This window comes from Pseudomonas triticicola (genome assembly GCF_019145375.1).
GTDB classification, from domain to species: domain Bacteria; phylum Pseudomonadota; class Gammaproteobacteria; order Pseudomonadales; family Pseudomonadaceae; genus Aquipseudomonas; species Aquipseudomonas triticicola.
Genome location: NZ_JAHSTX010000001.1, coordinates 3,004,970 through 3,022,380, shown reverse-complemented (window position 1 = coordinate 3,022,380; position 17,411 = coordinate 3,004,970). Strand labels below are relative to the sequence as shown.

At 52.7% G+C, this 17,411-nt stretch carries 23 protein-coding genes; 12 read left to right on the top strand and 11 right to left on the bottom strand.

Features of this window, described 5'->3' with window-relative positions; genetic code table 11:
• Positions 1-43: 43 nt before the first annotated feature.
• The 4 genes from KVG85_RS13440 to KVG85_RS13430 are packed head-to-tail and all read right to left on the bottom strand — an operon-like array spanning position 44 to position 2,351.
• Positions 44-607: a peptidylprolyl isomerase gene (locus KVG85_RS13440; protein ID WP_016771201.1), complete on the bottom strand. Its 564-nt coding sequence runs from the start codon at positions 605-607 to the stop codon at positions 44-46.
• Between the two features lie 3 nt (positions 608-610).
• Positions 611-769 carry an alpha/beta fold hydrolase gene (locus KVG85_RS26160; protein WP_367615313.1) on the bottom strand — a complete coding sequence of 53 codons (159 nt, stop codon included), beginning with the start codon at positions 767-769 and terminating at the stop codon, positions 611-613.
• Entirely contained in the window at positions 760-1,413 is a 654-nt protein-coding gene (locus tag KVG85_RS13435) for an alpha/beta fold hydrolase (protein ID WP_367615312.1), read from the bottom strand. The genes KVG85_RS26160 and KVG85_RS13435 overlap by 10 nt, the downstream gene beginning before the upstream one ends.
• A 14-nt stretch (positions 1,414-1,427) precedes the next feature.
• The gene (locus KVG85_RS13430; protein WP_016771199.1) at positions 1,428-2,351 is read right to left on the bottom strand and encodes a PA3225 family LysR-type transcriptional regulator; all 924 of its coding nucleotides are present in this window, start codon (positions 2,349-2,351) and stop codon (positions 1,428-1,430) included.
• Between the two features lie 49 nt (positions 2,352-2,400).
• Between KVG85_RS13430 and KVG85_RS13425 the strand changes: the two genes are divergently transcribed.
• Positions 2,401-2,715 (top strand): hypothetical protein, encoded by a 315-nt coding sequence (locus KVG85_RS13425; RefSeq protein WP_016771198.1) that lies wholly within the window; start codon positions 2,401-2,403, stop codon positions 2,713-2,715.
• A 233-nt stretch (positions 2,716-2,948) separates the two neighbouring features.
• Positions 2,949-3,548: an FMN-dependent NADH-azoreductase gene (locus KVG85_RS13420; protein WP_217864110.1), complete on the top strand. Its 600-nt coding sequence runs from the start codon at positions 2,949-2,951 to the stop codon at positions 3,546-3,548.
• Positions 3,549-4,079: 531 nt separating this feature from the next.
• On the opposite strand, the gene KVG85_RS13415 is transcribed toward KVG85_RS13420, so the two are convergent.
• Entirely contained in the window at positions 4,080-4,640 is a 561-nt protein-coding gene (locus KVG85_RS13415; RefSeq protein WP_217864109.1) for a helix-turn-helix domain-containing protein, read from the bottom strand.
• A 222-nt stretch (positions 4,641-4,862) separates the two neighbouring features.
• On the opposite strand from KVG85_RS13415, the gene KVG85_RS13410 reads away from it, so the two are divergent.
• The 5 genes from KVG85_RS13410 (at position 4,863) to KVG85_RS13390 (ending at position 7,067) form a co-directional block, all read left to right on the top strand.
• Entirely contained in the window at positions 4,863-5,168 is a 306-nt protein-coding gene (locus KVG85_RS13410; RefSeq protein WP_217864108.1) for a hypothetical protein, read from the top strand.
• Between the two features lie 22 nt (positions 5,169-5,190).
• On the top strand, positions 5,191-5,595 hold the full coding sequence (locus KVG85_RS13405; protein WP_217864107.1) for a DUF6957 family protein: 405 nt from the start codon (positions 5,191-5,193) through the stop codon (positions 5,593-5,595).
• Between the two features lie 78 nt (positions 5,596-5,673).
• Positions 5,674-6,237: a hypothetical protein gene (locus KVG85_RS13400; protein WP_217864106.1), complete on the top strand. Its 564-nt coding sequence runs from the start codon at positions 5,674-5,676 to the stop codon at positions 6,235-6,237.
• Between the two features lie 59 nt (positions 6,238-6,296).
• Positions 6,297-6,491 carry an antitoxin VbhA family protein gene (locus KVG85_RS26155; RefSeq protein ID WP_110602857.1) on the top strand — a complete coding sequence of 65 codons (195 nt, stop codon included), beginning with the start codon at positions 6,297-6,299 and terminating at the stop codon, positions 6,489-6,491.
• 42 nt (positions 6,492-6,533) lie between these two features.
• Positions 6,534-7,067 carry an HAD domain-containing protein gene (locus KVG85_RS13390; protein WP_241664644.1) on the top strand — a complete coding sequence of 178 codons (534 nt, stop codon included), beginning with the start codon at positions 6,534-6,536 and terminating at the stop codon, positions 7,065-7,067.
• 52 nt (positions 7,068-7,119) lie between these two features.
• On the opposite strand, the gene KVG85_RS13385 is transcribed toward KVG85_RS13390, so the two are convergent.
• The gene (locus KVG85_RS13385; RefSeq protein ID WP_130928786.1) at positions 7,120-7,419 is read right to left on the bottom strand and encodes a hypothetical protein; all 300 of its coding nucleotides are present in this window, start codon (positions 7,417-7,419) and stop codon (positions 7,120-7,122) included.
• Positions 7,420-7,572: 153 nt separating this feature from the next.
• Between KVG85_RS13385 and KVG85_RS13380 the strand changes: the two genes are divergently transcribed.
• Entirely contained in the window at positions 7,573-7,872 is a 300-nt protein-coding gene (locus KVG85_RS13380) for a hypothetical protein (protein ID WP_217864105.1), read from the top strand.
• A 498-nt stretch (positions 7,873-8,370) separates the two neighbouring features.
• On the opposite strand, the gene KVG85_RS13375 is transcribed toward KVG85_RS13380, so the two are convergent.
• Positions 8,371-8,763, bottom strand: a complete 393-nt coding sequence (locus KVG85_RS13375; RefSeq protein WP_217864104.1) for a helix-turn-helix domain-containing protein — start codon at positions 8,761-8,763, stop codon at positions 8,371-8,373.
• 214 nt (positions 8,764-8,977) lie between these two features.
• On the opposite strand from KVG85_RS13375, the gene KVG85_RS13370 reads away from it, so the two are divergent.
• A complete protein-coding gene (locus KVG85_RS13370; RefSeq protein ID WP_217864103.1) occupies positions 8,978-9,439 on the top strand; it encodes a RidA family protein in 462 nt (153 codons plus the stop codon).
• Here KVG85_RS13370 and KVG85_RS13365 read toward each other — a convergent pair.
• A complete protein-coding gene (locus tag KVG85_RS13365) occupies positions 9,436-10,443 on the bottom strand; it encodes a LysR family transcriptional regulator (protein WP_217864102.1) in 1,008 nt (335 codons plus the stop codon). The genes KVG85_RS13370 and KVG85_RS13365 overlap by 4 nt on opposite strands.
• 922 nt (positions 10,444-11,365) lie before the next feature.
• On the opposite strand from KVG85_RS13365, the gene KVG85_RS13360 reads away from it, so the two are divergent.
• Positions 11,366-12,106, top strand: a complete 741-nt coding sequence (locus KVG85_RS13360; RefSeq protein WP_217864101.1) for an NAD-dependent epimerase/dehydratase family protein — start codon at positions 11,366-11,368, stop codon at positions 12,104-12,106.
• Between the two features lie 316 nt (positions 12,107-12,422).
• Here KVG85_RS13360 and KVG85_RS13355 read toward each other — a convergent pair whose 3' ends face one another.
• Positions 12,423-12,842 carry a hypothetical protein gene (locus tag KVG85_RS13355; protein ID WP_217864100.1) on the bottom strand — a complete coding sequence of 140 codons (420 nt, stop codon included), beginning with the start codon at positions 12,840-12,842 and terminating at the stop codon, positions 12,423-12,425.
• Positions 12,843-13,067: 225 nt separating this feature from the next.
• Here KVG85_RS13355 and KVG85_RS13350 point away from each other — a divergent pair, with 225 nt between their 5' ends.
• Both KVG85_RS13350 and KVG85_RS13345 read left to right on the top strand, forming a co-directional pair.
• The gene (locus tag KVG85_RS13350) at positions 13,068-14,624 is read left to right on the top strand and encodes a hypothetical protein (RefSeq protein ID WP_217864099.1); all 1,557 of its coding nucleotides are present in this window, start codon (positions 13,068-13,070) and stop codon (positions 14,622-14,624) included.
• A gap of 316 nt (positions 14,625-14,940) precedes the next feature.
• Entirely contained in the window at positions 14,941-15,552 is a 612-nt protein-coding gene (locus KVG85_RS13345) for a hypothetical protein (RefSeq protein WP_217864098.1), read from the top strand.
• Between the two features lie 155 nt (positions 15,553-15,707).
• Here the strand turns inward: KVG85_RS13345 and umuC are convergent, their stop codons facing one another.
• Together umuC and KVG85_RS13335 are read right to left on the bottom strand one after the other, a co-directional pair.
• Complete coding sequence (gene umuC, locus KVG85_RS13340) at positions 15,708-16,988, bottom strand: translesion error-prone DNA polymerase V subunit UmuC (RefSeq protein ID WP_217864097.1); 1,281 nt, start codon at positions 16,986-16,988, stop codon at positions 15,708-15,710.
• The gene (locus KVG85_RS13335) at positions 16,975-17,406 is read right to left on the bottom strand and encodes a LexA family protein (RefSeq protein ID WP_110602845.1); all 432 of its coding nucleotides are present in this window, start codon (positions 17,404-17,406) and stop codon (positions 16,975-16,977) included. Before KVG85_RS13335 ends, umuC begins: the two co-directional genes overlap by 14 nt.
• Positions 17,407-17,411: the final 5 nt, after the last annotated feature.

The window sequence follows — 17,411 nt, the reverse complement described above, 5'->3', positions numbered from 1 at the left end:
GGCGCAGGCTCAGCCCCACGCCGCTCGATATGCCCGGCGAAACTCAGTCGATGCGCTTGGCCGACTTGATGATCACAGGGTCGACAGGCACGTTCTGCATGCCTTGTTTGGTGGTGGTCTGCGAGTTGACGATGATGTCCACGACGTCCATGCCCTTGACCACTTTGGCGAACACCGCGTAACCGGCGTCGCGACCCGGGTCGAGGAATGCGTTGTCGGCAACGTTGATGAAGAACTGGCTGGTCGCCGAATCAGGGTTGGAAGTACGCGCCATCGACAGGGTGCCACGAACGTTGTGCAGGCCATTGCTGGCCTCGTTCTTGATCGGCGCCTTGGTTTCTTTCTGTTGCATCTGCTGGGTGAAGCCGCCGCCCTGAGCCATGAAACCCGGGATCACGCGGTGGAAAATGGTGTTGTTGTAGAAACCGCTGTCGACGTATTCAAGGAAGTTCTTCGTGCTGATCGGTGCCTTGACCGGGTCCAGTTCGATTTCGATCTGGCCGTTGGTGGTGTCCAGCAGCACGTGGGGCGCCTTGGCCGGGGTAGCAGCCATCAGGTTGGCGGCAAACAGTACGGAGCCGGCGGCGAGGGCGAGTTTTTTCAGCATGGGTCAGTGATCCTGAGAGTGAAGGTCGGCTGTGGCGAGAAAATCCAGCAGCGTGTGATTGAAGCGTTCGGGTTGATCGAGCGGGGTGGCATGGCGCGAGTCGTCAATGACCACCAGCCGCGCATCCGGCAGCAGTTTTACATAGGTTTCCTTTAACGCCACCGGCGTGTAGTCACGGTCGGCGCTGATGACGAGCGTTGGACAGGACACCCGGGAAAGTCGTTCCTGAACGCCCCAGCCCACGATCGCATCGAAGCTGGCGAGATAAGCACGTTTGTCGTTTGTTGCCCAGCGTTCGGCCATTTTTCGTCGCAGGTCGGCCTGTCCGGCTTGGGAAAAAGCTTGCTGCCGAGGGCTTTGCCAATGGTTTCCAGGCTGAGCAGGCGCATCAGGCTCCAGCGCTTGAACCACTGCCAATAATCATCGCGGCTGCGCAATTTGACCTGTGGTGCGCTGTTGACGATGGTCAGGCTCTTGAGCACCTGCGGCTGATCGACGGCCAGTTGAAAACCGATCATTCCGCCCATCGACAGCCCGACGTAGTGCACCGGGCCGAGGCGCAAGTGTTCGATCAAGGCCAGCAGGTCGGCGCTGAATGCGGCGATGCTGTAGCGCTCGCGGGGTTTGTCCGAGCGCCCGTGGCCGCGAATGTCCGGGACGATCACCCGGTAGTGCGCGGCCAGCGCGGGGATCTGCATTTCCCAGTCCAGGGTGCTCGAGCCGAGCCCGTGAACCAGCAGCAACGGCGCACCGTGGCCATATTCCTCGTAGTGCAGGTTGCAACCTTCGTGCTCGAAATACGCCATCGGTGAACTCCGTGTCAGGCTTGTTCAGGTGCGGCAAACGGTGCGTCCAGCGGCAAGGTGTCGAAGGTGCGCAACAATTCGATAAGGATTTGCGTGGCCGGGCCCAGGGGTTTGTCCTTGTTCGAATACAGATAGAAACTCGAATTGCGGCTGCCGCCTCGGTCCAACGGTAGCAGCTTGAGCGAACCATCCTTGAGTTCGCGGTCGATCATGTGCCGCGGTAGCCAGGCAAAGCCCAGGCCGCTGCTGACAAAGGTCGCGGCGGTGGCGAGGCTGCCGACGGTCCAGCGCTGTTCGGCGCCGAGCCAGCCGACATCGCGCGGCTGCTGGCGGCCGGAGTCGCGGATCACCACTTGCATCTGGGTTTCCAGATCCTGAAAGCTCAGCTCGCGGTTGAGCCGATGCAGCGGATGATCAGGGTGGGCGACGGCAACGAACTCGACATCACTCAATTCCGCACCCAGGTAGCCGGGAATGCTCAGGCCGGTGATTGCCAGGTCCGCCACGCCTTCGAGCAGCACTTCCTCGACGCCCGACAACACTTCCTCGCGCAGACGCACGCGGCAGCCGCGACTCTGCGGCATGAACGCGGTCAGGGCGCGGACGATCCGCGCGCTCGGGTATGCCGCATCGACCACCAGCCGCACTTCCGCTTCCCAGCCTTGCTCCATGTGATGGGCGAGGTCTTCGAGTTGGCTGGCCTGTTTGACCAATTGCCGCGAACGGCGCAGCAATACGCCGCCGGCTTCGGTGAGCACGGCTTTGCGCCCGTCGATGCGCAGCAATGGCACGCCGAGCTGATCCTGCATGCGGGCGACGGTGTAGCTCACCGACGATTGCGAACGGTGCAGGGCCTCGGCGGCCTGGGCGAATCCGCCGTGGTCGACCACGGCCTGCAACGTTCGCCATTGATCAAGGGTCACGCGGGGCGCTTTCATCAATAGCTCCTCTTGTCCTAAGCTGGCCGTCCCTCATGGAGACTGCCGAATGAAAAAATTCTGTTGTGTGGTGCTGGCGCTGCTGCCGTTGACCGCGTTTGCCTATCCGATCGACGTGCAAAAGGATCTCAACGGCATGAAGATCGATTACGAGACGTACGACACGGACAACGACATCGGCTCGATCCGCGTGGCCAATTACGGTGACGTCGATGCGACCTGCCGTGCGGTGTTCAGCAACGGCCCGGAAGCACCGCGCACCCGCAGCATCGATGTGCCGGCCGGCAAGCATAAAAACGCCACGGCCAAGTTCACCCGCGAGATCATCAAGCTGCGCATCAAACTGACCTGCACACCGAAATAACGCTATTTCCCTGTGGGAGCGAGCCTGCTCGCGAAGACGGAGCGTCATCCAGAGATGATGTGACTGAACATTGCGCTTTCGCGAGCCTGCTCGCTCCCACAGGGGATATGGGCTTAGCTTATAAACGAATTTATTGATGGGTTACAGCGGATATTTGCGCTTTTTCATCGATTCAACTCTGTTTAACCTTCACTCCATCGACTTACAACATATTCGGATGGAGGCTACACACCATGTCCCGCGTTCTGATCATCGAAAGCAGTGCCCGCCAGCAAGACTCGGTTTCCCGTCAATTGACCCAGACCTTCATCGCTCAGTGGAAAGCCGCGCATCCTGCCGATCAGATCACCGTGCGTGACCTCGCTGCGAACCCGGTGCCGCATCTGGACGCCAACTTGCTGGGTGGCTGGATGAAACCCGTCGAACAGCGCAACGACAGCGAACAAGCGTCGCTGGACCGTTCCAACCAATTGACTGATGAGCTGCTCGCCGCCGACGTGCTGGTACTGGCTGCACCGATGTACAACTTTGCCATCCCGAGCACGCTCAAGGCCTGGCTGGATCATGTGCTGCGTGCCGGGGTGACCTTCAAGTACACCGAAACCGGTCCGCAAGGTCTGCTCAACGGCAAGCGCGCCTTTGTCCTGACTGCTCGCGGTGGTGTGTATGCCGGTGGCCCGGCGGATCATCAGGAACCGTACCTGCGTCAGGTGATGGGTTTCATCGGGATCAACGACGTGACCTTTATCCATGCTGAGGGCATGAACCTGGGCGGTGACTTCCAGGAGAAAGGGCTGAATCAGGCTAACGCCAAGCTGTCCCAGGTCGCTTGATATGTTAATCGCCAGATAATCGCTGGATGGTCTAGTGACCGCACCCTACCTGTGACTTATCTAGTGATGGACAAAAAAATATCAATTTAAATCAGTGGGTTAGCTAATTGTTCGGTGTCCATCGATATGGCAGTAGAAATGGACAGCCGAAACCACTTTCCGTTGAGCTCGATTACAGACTGCTGAGCTAAACGCCCACGAGCAACGACAGGGGGATACACATTAATGTCCTCACCGAGACGATGAAAACGGGGATGCATTGATTGCTTTAAACTTGGGGATGTCGTGATTCATCGCATCTTTGTAAGGCGGTGATCACGCTCCCGTGGAGATAGAAGGTAGGGTGTTGGTAACGAACCGCTTTGGTTTAGGACGATAAAGTACTGAATCTTGAATCTCGGACGAGATCAACCTTTCCAATGCGGCGAAGGACGTCTTGGTGGCCTCAGCAGTAGCGATGCTAGCTCCTACGCTCGGTTGCGACTCAAGGACGATGAGACGCATCGTATTGAATACCCTGCCTATAAAGGCTTATCCCTTCCGCCAGTACCGCTGAACAGTCGATGTGGGCAAACCTAGTTCACGCGCAGCTTCGGCTTGAGTCAGGCCCCGCTTTTTCAGTTCAACAACGGCACTCACCCTCTGAGCATCCGCTCGAGTTCCTCGAGAGCGCTTTTTCAATGCGCCGTCCTGAATCTGATCCTCCATGATTTTAAGGCCACCAGATTCGATGAAGCCTTGAAGCTCCTTTTGCGCATTTTTTATCAAATGTTCAGGAGCCTCTTTGTCACGGATCGCCAAGCACAACGCCAATAGAGTCAGAAGGTTGATATCGAGCGTTTCGGCGATTTTGACGAGGGTCGGTAGCGTCGCCTGGATTTTCCCTTGTTCGAGCAAGCTAAGGTTGCTCTGGCTGATGGTTCCCGCAAGGGCCTCATAACCCAGTCCTTTCATTTGCCGGATGGCGCGCAGCGTGACGGCTAGCTCTTCCTTCACGTTCAGTTTCTCAAAATGAAGGATAGAGCCATACTCGCAATGGCCCACCAAATATCTATAATTGTTAATGGTGGGATATTTGCTTATGATGGCCATCCAATAGGATGCATGCCGCCACGGGATGGCGTGCCTTTCGGCAGCATTCCTATCCGGTTGCCAGAAGCATGAGCAGGCGCAATCGAAGGCTGCCTTACGCTGAGCCTATTCAGAGCTTGGCAGGATTTGGAATGGGGTTTATCTGCAGTGTTTGTAACCAATAGCAGCAATTTGCAGGGGCAATTTAAAACTCCTGACGGTATTCGAATGCTCTGGAAATCCATGGATATCAGTCGGTGCGAGTACTCGTTTCTGGTTGAGGGAATGGGATTGGAGGATGGAGACTTCAGCCCGGTCGCGCATCTAGTTACGGATGTAGAGACCGTTCAGATGATGCGTGAAGCGGAGCAGGGTGAGTTCCTAATCGTGACGAACATCCATCTCATACTTCCACCTACAAAGTGCGAGCAGGGGGCATACGCGATGGAGCTTCTCTCTGAAATTCGCATCCAGCCTGGCACCGAGGAAAACCCCGTCTACGAGTTCATAACCGGCGCGGGCCATATCTACACCAGTGCACGCACATGATGGTTCAAACACTGGAGGCTCCATGTCAGTAACACTGGATGAGATAGCTCAGTTTTTTTATGGAAGCGGGGAAGTCGTTCTTGGTTGGCATGGCGCGCAAGAAGAATTAATAGCGCTTGCCGAACAGACTTTTCCGGGAAAGCCTTTCTGTCTAGTGAAGCAATGGATCATCGCTGATCTCCAGCTCACACAGGCGGAGCAAGATCGTCTCGCATCAATGGGGCTGCTACCAAAAGCTGTTTATGCCCATGAGGTCGTCGAGGACAGCCGTCGACGTTTCGCTCCCGGCCACTGGGTGCGCGCTAACTTCGGAATTTCGCATGACCACCCGTACATGTTTGAAACCAAAAGCACCGTCTACCTATTGCTCGGTGATGGTGTGAGAAAGCCCGCAGCGCTGAGTACCGTTTTCTCGTTTCGAGCGTAACTGACCCAATACTTTCACCCTCACTGCCATTTAGGCAGTGCGATTAGCCACGCCCTTAAAAATTGCAGGAGCACCGTTTTGATTCGATTTGATTGCCGGCAGGTCACTGGAGTGATCGAGAAGCCACGAGTGATTGCTACTGCGCAGGGGGTTATGACCGCGCGCATCGTTATCGATGGGCAGGTGTTGCCGAATGTCTTGCTGCCAGGAATGATCTTTGAAGAGATTGAGGCGGGGGAGCGAGTGACCCTGTACGGCATCTTCACGAAGAAAAAAGACAAGACTGCAAACACAGCCACCATCTATGCCATGAAGGGCGCTAACGGCAAGCTGGTAGCTGCGAGGCAGTACCAGATCAAGGTGCCGGTGATGTTGATGGTCTACGCAGTACCCTTGATGATCTTGGCGTTCATTGCAGGATGCTTCCTTTCTCCCTATCCGATTCATCTAGTGTCCGGAAGCGTTGACCCTGACTACCTAGTTCGGACTACCTTCGTTTGGGCGTTCTGGGAGGGGATCTTGGCAGGGTTGGTCATGGTGGGGATTGCGGTCAATTGGATCAGGATGAGCAATGATCCGGAGAGTTGGGCTGCGATTGACGCTGCATCGCTGTCTCAACGCTTCAGCAAGGCATTCAAATAAGTCTTCACAGCCAGGCTTCCCCTTTGGTGGAGGCCTTCTATGCGAAGGGGAGGTGTCTCATGCAAATCGATGATCTCGAGCGCGAACGGCGTCGCAAAGCAGTGGCTGAGGTTCTTGGTTGTCAGGCACTCGAAGGTATGAGGCATTCCTCTGCGCACCTTGCTGAGATGCAGCGATATGCGGATGGCCTGGTCAGTCTTGATGAGCTACTGGCGGAGTTGATTACGAGCATTCGGCAGTGCTCTCCACGGTAAGCAGCTAACTTCCAGGAAGGCCGGCTTTGAGAGTTCTTCACCGTGCTTGATTCGAACTGCCCGACAACCAGCCGGCTGACGCCGAATGATCGAGTTCTATTTCTCGATTTTGATGGGGTGCTGCACCCGGACGACGTATACCGTACCCGGAGTGGTTTGGAATTGCGTGCAGCTGGGCAACTCATGATGCATGCCGGAATACTAGTAGCGATACTCAAGGAATTTCCTCAAGTCAGACTCAGCTTATCGACAAGCTGGGTGCGCATCCTCGGTTACCGCCGTGCACGCGCTGCCTTACCGCCAGAGTTGCAGGCTCTCACCGTGAGCAGTACATGGCATTCAAGAATGCCCAAGGCGCCTTTTGAGGGCTATGACATGCACAGCCGCTATCAGCAGATCCATACTGCGGTAACCAGGGCAGGCCTGACGAATTGGCTCGCCCTGGATGATGATCCTTATGAAAGTTGGCCAGATCACGATCGAAGGTTGATTCGCACTGATCCTGACTTGGGCCTTAGCTCATTGCCGACCCAAGAGGAGTTACGGCTCAAGTTGAGAGCCATGATGGGAAAGTGAAAACACTCCCCGAAACGCTTTGGAATTGCTGCTAGGGCATGAGTTTATTACTTCAGTACCCGTATTCGTTCAGCAATTTGCGCAGGAATTCACGCCGCCTTTGAGCGATGCACAGAATGAGGTAATCACGCTCGTAGTCCTTGGTCGAGAGGTGCCCAGCATCTACAAGACCATGGATATAGCCTTCCGCTTTGCCTCTTGCTTCGAGCAGTGCCTCTATCGTGGTGCTTTGGTAAATGTCTTCAGCCAGCAGTCGCCACCGTTTCTTCTGGTGCTGTCCGACTGGGTCGTCCGAAAACTTTGGGGCGTTGATCAAAGTATTGAAATCGGCACGTGCGTCAGGTGTGTTCAAAGCGGGTTCTCGGAACAGTGATATCTGTACCGAGGTTATCATGCGCACATTTAATGGCCTGCTGTTGGCTGGCTTACGTAGGCGCTGTCGCGAAGGAACGATTTTAATGATGGCGCAGGCTTTCGAGGGCGGCTGTGAAACCTGGAGTTCGATATGGGTCACCTCAGCCTAGAGGACATCTACCCTGAAGACGTAGAAAACTACGGCCATATGCGGGTAGGAATGACCGATCTCTATGTAAAAGACAATCACGCCACTTATGGTGTGGTCACGCGTGGCCAATACCGCGAGCTGACCAGGAGATTGCTGCGTGACGAAGCGGTGCAAATGATCATCAGCGACAAACTGGCCGCATTACCCGAGGACTACGATCCATGGATCTGGAGGATCGAACGCAATCGTGCTTTACACGCGAGGTATGGGGATAAATTCGATCCCTGGGGAGACGACTGAAAGCGCCCACGTCCCGCTGGTGGGATTACCGCATCCCATTTCCCGATTGAACGCGTTGCGGAGTAAAGGCTAATCGCCGGCAAACTCGCCTATCCCATTATCCCTTGAGCCTGCCCTGGGAAACAAATTCTCCCCAGGCGAGAGCAGTTAACCGGCAAGCTAAGGCGCACCTCTTCCATTGAGGTATTGATCTAAACGAGCTCCAGCATCTCAAACCCAATTACACAACCATTTACATCCATTTAACGGGGGCGTCTGACAGATGCACCCGATGTCAACGCAGCCACCCATCCCATCCAACGATCTAACAGTGCGCCAGCCGCCAGTCCAGCTGTGCTGCAGTCGCTTCTTCGCGCAAGCGCCTACTCCCGCAGTTGCTGCAACGCTGAGTAGCGCAAGGTTGAATCATGAATGATGCTCGTAATCCCGAACCACATACGTCACCTTCTTTGCGTTAGAGCTGCAGACACAACTAGCCCCTCTATGAAGCTCATCAAATCATAGCGCAGGCGATTGATTGTTCTGTTTCCAAGCCCTAGGAGTCACACCTTCGGTTCGCACGAATGTTCGACAGAAGTGAGATTGGTCAGAGAACCCACACTCCAGTGCAATGTCTGCAAGTAGCAATCTCGACGTCTGAAGCAGCTGCTTGCCCCTCAAAATCCGCTGCTCTCGCATCCATTCTTTGGGTGAGACGAGAGTGCTTTTTTTAAACTGACGGGTGAAATGGCTGCGCGATAGCGCACACGCCTGTGCGATAGCTGCCACGGAGATATCTGCGTCCAGGTTATCGAGCATCAACTGCTTGGCGCGCTGTATCTGCCAAGCTTTCAAGTGTCCGGTTTGTTTAGCCAAATCCTTAAGTGAGGACGCGCATGTTTTCTTTTTCATCCTGATTCCTTTTTCCCAGTAGCCGGTCGATCAGCTCAATCCAGCGGTCAGTCGATGGGAAAAATTTAACGGAAGGCGCGTCGAGATGCGGGCGCAATTTTGCGCTTCTGGAGGCGCAAAAATGCACACTTCCAATAGTCTTTCCGGTGCTAGCCTTTGCCTCCCGACAACTCGAATCGACATCATTCGATTCGTCATCTGCAAGGAGAAAGCAATGGCTGCCTCACAACCGCACGGCAAAAACACCGCTTACTGGGGAGTTTCATGGGAGGAGGGCTACGGCTATCCCCAGGCCAGAAAAGTCGGAAACGAGATCTATATCTCGGGTCAGTTCAACCACGATGAGGAGGGTAACCTGGTTGCTCCCGCACCTTTGAATAGCGAGGGCAAACCCAGCGATTTCTCGTCGATAGGCGAACAGATGCGCTCCTCCTACGACAACATCGCCAAGTTGCTCGCGCTCTATGGAGCAACCCTTAATGATGTCGTCGAAGAAACGCTCTACGTATTGGATATGGACGCGGCATTCGCCGTCGTAGGTGATGTGCGCAAAGCCGCATATCGCACTGAGCGGCCCCAGTGTGCGAGCAATATCATCGGTGTATCCAGGTTGGCTCAACGTTCACAGCTGATTGAAATTGTCTGCAAGGCTGTCATCGGATCTAGCGCCGACTAAGAGACGCTCCCGGTTTCGCCCTGCGCAACCGGGAGATCCAGCTGCCCTTCGATCAAAGGCTTTTGATGCGCTACGGCTGCTGCACAAAAAGTCATGAATGCTTTGACTCTCCATGACTTTCGAATGTCCTGGTGCGTGAGCAGCCAGAGCTCATCCTGTAGTTCGCGCACAACTGGCCCGACGCGTGTTAACCCAGGCGTAATGTCTCCCAGCATGCACGGAAGAAACCCATAACCAAGTCCTGCCGCAATGGCGACGCTAGCGGCCGCGACTGAGTCCGTACGATAAGAAATACAGTCGGCGCTGACTCTGTCCTCGACGTAGCTTTTAGCCTTCAGCCCACATAATCCTGCGGAATACGATACCCACGGTTGGCCTTCTGCGAACGGGGTAGTAGTCGCTTGTTTTATGCTGCCATAAGGCGCCCATGCGATCGAAGCGAGCTTGCGCCCGACTAGACTTTCGGCAGGTTTTTTGGTCGCTCTCACCGCTACGTCAGATTCATCGCGAGCCAGACTTAACGTCTCGTTGCCAACAAGAACCTCGATGGCAATTCCTTCATTAAGTGCCTTGAAGTCGGCGATGATCGGCGTGAGAAAATACAGCAGCAGGGAGTCGCTGGTAGTGATCCTAAGCTTTCCAAGCAGCCCTTGACCTGCCCGAGAAACTCTACGAGTGACGCTCACGATATCAAGCTCTACTCGTTCGGCGAGCGCCCGTAACTCGATGCCTTCCGGCGTCAGCATGTACCCTGAGCGACGGTGGTCAAATAGGGCGACCCCAAGCGTCTTTTCCACTTGAGCTACACGACGCGATACGGTGGATACGTTGATACCCAACTTTTTCGCTGTCGCGGCTCTATTACCGCATTCGCTTAGCGTCTTGATGATTCGCAAATCGTCCCAAGAAAGCTGACTAACAGCATCGCTTAAATTCTGGGTGACGCCGGTTGGTACGGGCGGAGTGGTTGAAGCTATTTTTGATGATGGTTTCACGCCAAGCATCCCAAACTTAGGTTGCTCATCATACGAAATGGCTGGGAGCGAACCAAGGAATCACGTCCGTGAGCGAAAGTCTATGAGGCCCAACGTGCCCACATCATGCCTTCGACCGACGTTTTTCGATTTAACGCCTATCACCTCCTGCTTGATCTGGACGCAGCCACAAATCACCTCATGATGCTTGTCGTCTCGCACGAGGTAACAGGCAGCCGCTGGGATGAAGCTGTATCCGTCACACACAAGCTTACGCAGCATGGGCCTCCATACTCACTGGGATTCAAACCGATCCGCTGCCTGCCCTTGATGGTCGACCGGTAGAAGGCAACAGCTCTGCCTCTAAGTAGAATCCAACGCTCGATGATCTTCAGACGTATTCATCCGTGCCTCCATCAGCTTTTGTTGGCAAGAAAGGTCATGAGTCCTCCGTGACAAGGTGGAGAATGACCAGCGTTCGGCTACAGTTCATCGACCGCAGGGAGTGACGTATGAGCTGTTCAATTTGTGGGGCGTCGGCTCGAGTGCTTGAAACCAACTTTCATGGTGCGATAGTTGATTGCGTTGAGTGTGGTAGCTACGTTGTCAGCGCCGAGGTTCTCAAAAAGAAGGAATTCTCGGGAAAGGTAGTAGCTGTCCAGGCGACTAGGCTGTGGCTCGTTAGTCAGAGGCTAGGGCACAACCATAGGCCGGTAATTACTGCCGATACCGTTCGCTGGGTAAAATAATTCCTACCGAAGACGCTCTCGGTTTGATATTGCTGATGGCTGTCTTTTCTGCTTGGCCACTCTAGGCCAACAATGGCCTGGTCAGCACGAAAGCATTGCCAGCTACAGCGCTTGTCTGAATCCACGATTGCTCATATCGGTGGTTGTAAACCGATCACAAGGCTGGGAGGCTGGCGTGACATTTACCATAAGGACATGCCGAAATGAGCTCAAGGAAAATCCTCGTCACAGGTGCGGCAGGAAAGATCGGCACTGCTTTTTGGCAGGAGCGCGACGATAAATCCGATTTGCGTTTGGCCGATCTAGACGTAACTCAACTCCCGGACTCGGCACAGCGTTTCGCTCTGGATGTCCGGGATCAAGCCAGTTGCATTCGAGCTTGCGAAGGTATCCATACCGTCATCCATCTTGCCGCTAACCCTGACCCAGACGCTGATTTCATGGACTCACTGCTTCCAGTGAACATCGTGGGCACTTACAACATGCTTTTCGCCGCAAAGGCACAAGGTTGCAAGCGCTTCATATTTGCAAGCAGTGCCCAAGTGATTGAAGGATATCCAACGGATGTTCAGATCCAGGAATGCATGGCACCTAAACCAGGCAATCTCTACGGAGTCAGCAAGGCGTTCGGAGAAGCTTTGGCTTCGATGTATGCAAACGATGGACAGATGACGACCATCGCAGTCCGTATAGCCAACGTAGCCAATTTTCAACAAGGCGAAACCCATAGTCCCAGAGACGTCGCTGCCTTCATTAGCTTTAGAGATGTTGTTGCGCTACTCAACAATTGTGTTGAAGCCGAGCTCAAGGGTTTTCACGTTATCCATGGGGTCTCAGATAACCGATATAAGCGTCTCTCTATTGATCAGAGCAGAAAAGTTGTCGGGTATGCCCCCGTTGATGACGGGTTTGAGATATTGGAAGGTGGAACTCAATCTGATTGAACGCAAATTACCTCCTAACCCGTTACAAGGGATGGACTGTACCAGTGAAGTTAGGCGTTTTTGCTCGGAGCCGTTCTGATATTTTTCGAATGACCGCTTCTGGCCGTTCGCCGCCATCTCGGACGGCTGGAATCGGCCAAAAGCGGACGTTCGCAATCGAGCACTAACGGCCAGTAGCGGATATTCAAAGGGATGTTGTAGACCTGACGTTTAGGCCAGATTCAACAGGGGCAGCTCTCAAAGTGCGCTGTGCTTTTGGGCTATCGATCAAGGATGGTTTCGAAGCTACAAATACAATTGTTCCGCGTCTCGGCGATTACTTGTCGATGTCGTCGAACACTGAGCGGTTAGTAATTACGAAAATAGGAGGTGTAGCATCCTCCTTCTTTTGCGTCACGACGTGAGTCCAATCGGCTTCATCTTCAGAGCCTTCATCTTGCTCGCGCCTGCGCACCTCAAGCGTCACGATTGAGCGCTTCACATGCATGCGCGCGTTGTCGATCAAGGCTGAGCCCTCGATATCGACATCTAGCGCCTCAATGTGACCTAGGACGCCGAGAAGTTCTTTAAAATGGCTGTCCGGCTCTTCGTCTAAATCGGCGTCAACACCCCTACGAACACGTCCCCGCTCTGTCGCGCTAAGCAACACCCCTACATTTTTTTTGCAAAACCTTGCACTACGTGCAATCGCTACTCCGCACACAGCCCCTGCAGCGGGCCAGGGCGGAGTAGCCAATTGCAGCGCTCTGGCCTTTGCACAAAAAAGGGACGCAAAGCCCGCCGGCGGGAGGGGGATAAGTGCTTTTCAGGAGATTTTTTCAAAACGATAGGATTTTGCGCAAAAGACCTTTGGAAAACCCAACATGGCCATCTGCCCAAGATTGCCTCAGAATTTGGGGCATTCGGTAGGATATCCTTGCAATAGACCGAATTACGTAGACTCAACTGCATCGGAGAAAGCATGAGGGATTTAGGAACAGCGGGAGAAAAATACTTTGGTGTAATGTGCGCAGCAGCAGGAATGGCTGCAAACAAATCTGAGACCGACATAAATGGCTGGGATCTATTTGTAGAAATAGATAACGACCCCGCCTTATTTGATCGCATGTCTATGCATGAGGGACTGATAGAAACAAAAATCCAAGTAAAATCTACCGACAACAACAAAAGATCAGTAGATATTGAACTATCAAACCTAAAAAAAATCGCCACCAGCTCGTTACCTTGCTTTTATGTACTATTGGAATTTGACAAAGGTGACACCCCAACAGCAGCTTACTTGCGCCACTTCGACAATGACTCAATAGAAAAAACTCTTAAACGAATTTCTGACGAGCATGTTAAAGACCCAAAGGTAAAGCTAAACAAAAAAAAGATGCGTCTTCACTTTGATGAACCTGTGATTCCGTTCTCGGCCTCCACACTCAAACAGATGATAATAAGTCATATCGGCCCTTCACACTTAGATTACCTTGATCGAAAGCGCGAACACCTAAAATCAGTTGGTTTTGAAAAAGGCTCTCATCGAATAACTTTCTCAGTGAGCGGAGATGAAAAGCTACAGCAACTAATTGACATTTCCTTAGGAAAAAAAGGTGCCGTCGAGGTCGTTGATCTTCATGGATCATCACTTCGCTTTGGTGTCATATCTGACAGAGTCGAGTTGGCCAATGATTCGGCCATCCTAACGATGCCGGATGTAATCCCTAATGATCAAGGCAACATAACTTTCAGAGACAAAACAACTGGTCGCTCTTTAAAGTTTTCGGTCGACCTCTATAGTAGTCCGTTTGATTCCTGGATACCAAAGCACCAACGGAGAATCAGAATGGACGGGAAGTTTTTTGAATTTCACGTACTTAATCACGGAAAATCTTTCAATATCACGATAAATTTTCATTTACTTGAACAATTCGAAGTCGAAGAGGCACTTAAAATGTTCAAGTTGACACACATGCTTTCCGAACCAAAAAACGTCGACCTTACCTTTAACTTCCAAGGCATAACCTCGAGCGCCTATCTGAAATCTGGAAGTGGTTTTCCCGACCAATCTGAAAATGTGGAAATTTATGAAAAAATCATAAAAATAAAAAACCACTTTGAAGTTGACACCCCCTTGCATTTCAGCGCCCAGCAAATTGAACAGACAGGCACTAAAATCCATAAAATACTCACTGCGCTCGAGGGCGCTCCTGAAGTTTTTGCACTTAAATTCGAATCTGCCAATACAATTGAAGCAGGTGCCGAAACCGAATGCTTCCACATCATCAGCCTTCAAATTGGGAATTATGTTTTCCTAGAATTAGATCTATTTTTTGGCCCAATAAAAAAGGACGATGATAAAAAATACAGCATGACACCAAAATCCAGAAAAACGCTTTACAAAACATCTTTCAGCACAAACAGTTTCGACAAAAAAACTTTAAAGAAAGAGGTGTTAAACTTGGTTGCGAGCTACAAATCTGAATATCCTGTAATCGACTTTGCATCTAACTTCTTCGCCAATGTAGAAGATTAGAAAATAATTTGATAAAACCTACCAACTAAGAAGGCCGATCTCAGGGCTTGGAAAGCAAGAGCGGCGATGATGGATGCACTCTTCTATGAACCCAAGTTGCATTAAAAAACCCACAACAACCACAATGAAAATTTCATTCAATAATTGTAGTGTCCGCATAGTGAATTTTCTAAAATTTTTCAAGACAAAAAAACCTAATACACCTACTACCTCTGAGTTGCGAAAAGCTGACGGTTCCCCCTCCAGCAAAATAGAACATAATAGGGAAGCGATAACAAAATCAGTTCCAGACTTCTCCAGCACTCACAGATCCATAATGGACATCTGGAATAAAATCGGTGTGACACCCTACACCGTTGAGACTGACACAATATTCTACTCAGGAATCCGTTCAAAGTCACCCATCGTGGACATCGATGAGCTTTTAAAAAGCCGCAACAACTTATGGATGTCTCAAAGTGCCTTTTATGCCGGCGAATATTGCTACAGAGATCCTAGTCCAACAATCTATTTTGCACTTATAAAACTTCGCGTTACTCGACCTACCCCTGTCTTGGAGTTTCCAAATAAATTCCATCCTGCCACTGCTTTTTTTGAGTACGTAGAAACTGAATCCGGATTCGAAGTTGACTATTCGAGCCCACCAAAATACCAGTGGTTCGAACATGGGCAAGCCGATCATCATATCGATTCCTACTTTCGCGACATTGTGAAGAACGGCAACTTTAAAGCTGACCCGATTGGTCACATACGAAGGGCCATAAAATATGAGCTTGGCGCAATTCCCGGAGAAATAATCGAACTATACATTGCGGATTTCAGCAACATCGAGGTTGTTGACTGGATCGTGCCGCCTGCTACCAAACTCGAATACATTGACTCGATTGGCTCTAATCATGTAAATGCTGCAAGCGTGCTATTTCGCTAGGCTCTGTACGAAAAGTAATGTCGCAAACACCGCTTGGCACCACGTGACAGTCCGCTTATGGCCGATTTCTGCCTGTCGTGACCGACTGAAAATGACGCTAAGCAGCCGTTCAAGGCTGCTAGTTTCTGAGGCGGTATATGCCCATCTCGTGGTCGCTACTGGGCTCTGACCGTCCACAGCTGATCTAGCTTCGTCGTGTAACTCTGACTCATCAGCTCCCGACGCATTGCCCAACCAGGCGCTGCAGGCACGCTGGCTAAACGCAGCACTCCCTTTCCCCAGCGGCTATTTATCTCATCCAGAACGCTCATCACCTTGTCCGCCATCACGGGTTGCGAATGGGCGAACAGGTCATCAGTGAATTCGCCGGGCTGTCGCAAATCCATCAGCAAAACTTCCGCCTTGCTGTACTTGTAGCCGGGACGAAAGAGACGATTGACCGCTTCGGTCGCAGCCTTCGTCATCAGCCGCACGTCGTTGGTCGGGTACGGTAACTCGACCAGCGCTCCATTCGCATACTTCGCTTCTTCAGGGTTGAACATGCCGGTGCGAATGCTGACTCGGATTTTCTTGCAGAGTGAGTTTTGCGTTCGGAGCTTTTCCGCCGCGCGTTGGGTGTAGGTAGCGACCGCTTCCTTGATCGGCTCAATCTGCGTGAGACGCGTGCCGAACATCCTGCTGCAGCAAATTTCCTGCTTCGGTGGGTCAGCTTCCCCCAGTTCCAAACATGGGGTACCGGCTAGCTCGCGAGCCGTTTTCGCGATCACCACGCTGAATTTCTGACGAAGCATCCACGGATCGGCTTTTGCCAAGTCCATTGCAGTCTTGATGCCCATTGTTTCCAGATGAGCCTTCATGCGCTTGCCAATGCCCCAGACTTCGCCGACGTCGGTGTTGCGCAGCGTCCAGTCGCGTTTGAACGGATCGCACAAATCCACCACGCCGCCGGTGATATCGAGCAGCCGTTTGGCTGTGTGGTTGGCGAGCTTGGCCAGTGTCTTCGTGCGCGCGATCCCCACCCCGACTGGAATGCCTGTGCGCTTGAGAAGGGTGGAGCGCATGTGCCTGCCAAACGCGGACAGATCTCCAGGCATGCCAGTCAAATCAGCAAATGCTTCATCGATGCTGTAGACCTCAAGCGCTGGCACCATCGATTCGATGATAGTCATGACGCGCTCGCTCATGTCGCCGTACAAAGCGTAATTACTGCTGAAGGCCACGATCCCATGCCGGCGTAGATGGTCTTTGATCTGGAAGTACGGCTGGCCCATTTTTACGAACGGCTTGGCGTCGTAGCTACGCGCGATCACACAGCCGTCATTGTTGGACAGCACCACGATTGGTGTCTTGGCAAGGTCGGGTCTAAAGACGCGCTCGCAGCTCGCGTAAAACGAGTTGCAGTCGATCAGGGCGAAGACAGGCTCACGTATTGTCATGATCGCGCACGCTGTATTTCACAACGCCCCAGATCACAAGCTCATCGCCTTCCATGACATGTCTCGCCGGATATTTTGGGTTCTCTGACACAAGCAGCACTGCATTCTCGCGCAGAAGCAGGCGCTTGCAGAAGGGCTCCGAATTCAACGCGGCGATAACGATATCGCCACTGACCGCTTCGATGCTTCGATCGACGATCACCATATCCCCGGAATAGATGCCCGCGCCCTGCATGCTATCCCCATCAATCCTCACCAGATACACGTGCGGCGCCCGGATATCGAACAGCTCATCCAGGGAAATGTGCTTTTCGATGTGATCAGCCGCAGGGGAGGGAAAGCCCGCCGGTACCTTGGATGAATAAAGGGGCAGTTGCTTACCGCCAGTAGCAAGTGGGCCGAGGAGGGTGATGCTCATGATGC

Excerpts from the sequence above, each read along its gene's own strand:
- KVG85_RS13420 (WP_217864110.1), top strand. The coding sequence starts at position 2,949 with ATGTCCCGCGTTCTGATCATCGAAAGCAGTGCCCGCCAGCAAGACTCG.
- KVG85_RS13370 (WP_217864103.1), top strand. The coding sequence starts at position 8,978 with ATGGCTGCCTCACAACCGCACGGCAAAAACACCGCTTACTGGGGAGTT.
- umuC (WP_217864097.1), bottom strand. The coding sequence starts at position 16,988 with ATGACAATACGTGAGCCTGTCTTCGCCCTGATCGACTGCAACTCGTTT.
- KVG85_RS13430 (WP_016771199.1), bottom strand. The coding sequence starts at position 2,351 with ATGAAAGCGCCCCGCGTGACCCTTGATCAATGGCGAACGTTGCAGGCC.
- KVG85_RS13345 (WP_217864098.1), top strand. The coding sequence starts at position 14,941 with ATGGACATCTGGAATAAAATCGGTGTGACACCCTACACCGTTGAGACT.
- KVG85_RS13425 (WP_016771198.1), top strand. The coding sequence starts at position 2,401 with ATGAAAAAATTCTGTTGTGTGGTGCTGGCGCTGCTGCCGTTGACCGCG.
- KVG85_RS13380 (WP_217864105.1), top strand. The coding sequence starts at position 7,573 with ATGGGTCACCTCAGCCTAGAGGACATCTACCCTGAAGACGTAGAAAAC.
- KVG85_RS13360 (WP_217864101.1), top strand. The coding sequence starts at position 11,366 with ATGAGCTCAAGGAAAATCCTCGTCACAGGTGCGGCAGGAAAGATCGGC.
- KVG85_RS13350 (WP_217864099.1), top strand. The coding sequence starts at position 13,068 with ATGAGGGATTTAGGAACAGCGGGAGAAAAATACTTTGGTGTAATGTGC.
- KVG85_RS13375 (WP_217864104.1), bottom strand. The coding sequence starts at position 8,763 with ATGAAAAAGAAAACATGCGCGTCCTCACTTAAGGATTTGGCTAAACAA.
- KVG85_RS13415 (WP_217864109.1), bottom strand. The coding sequence starts at position 4,640 with ATGGCCATCATAAGCAAATATCCCACCATTAACAATTATAGATATTTG.
- KVG85_RS13410 (WP_217864108.1), top strand. The coding sequence starts at position 4,863 with ATGGATATCAGTCGGTGCGAGTACTCGTTTCTGGTTGAGGGAATGGGA.
- KVG85_RS13435 (WP_367615312.1), bottom strand. The coding sequence starts at position 1,413 with ATGGCGTATTTCGAGCACGAAGGTTGCAACCTGCACTACGAGGAATAT.
- KVG85_RS13365 (WP_217864102.1), bottom strand. The coding sequence starts at position 10,443 with ATGCTTGGCGTGAAACCATCATCAAAAATAGCTTCAACCACTCCGCCC.
- KVG85_RS13440 (WP_016771201.1), bottom strand. The coding sequence starts at position 607 with ATGCTGAAAAAACTCGCCCTCGCCGCCGGCTCCGTACTGTTTGCCGCC.
- KVG85_RS13335 (WP_110602845.1), bottom strand. The coding sequence starts at position 17,406 with ATGAGCATCACCCTCCTCGGCCCACTTGCTACTGGCGGTAAGCAACTG.
- KVG85_RS13405 (WP_217864107.1), top strand. The coding sequence starts at position 5,191 with ATGTCAGTAACACTGGATGAGATAGCTCAGTTTTTTTATGGAAGCGGG.
- KVG85_RS26155 (WP_110602857.1), top strand. The coding sequence starts at position 6,297 with ATGCAAATCGATGATCTCGAGCGCGAACGGCGTCGCAAAGCAGTGGCT.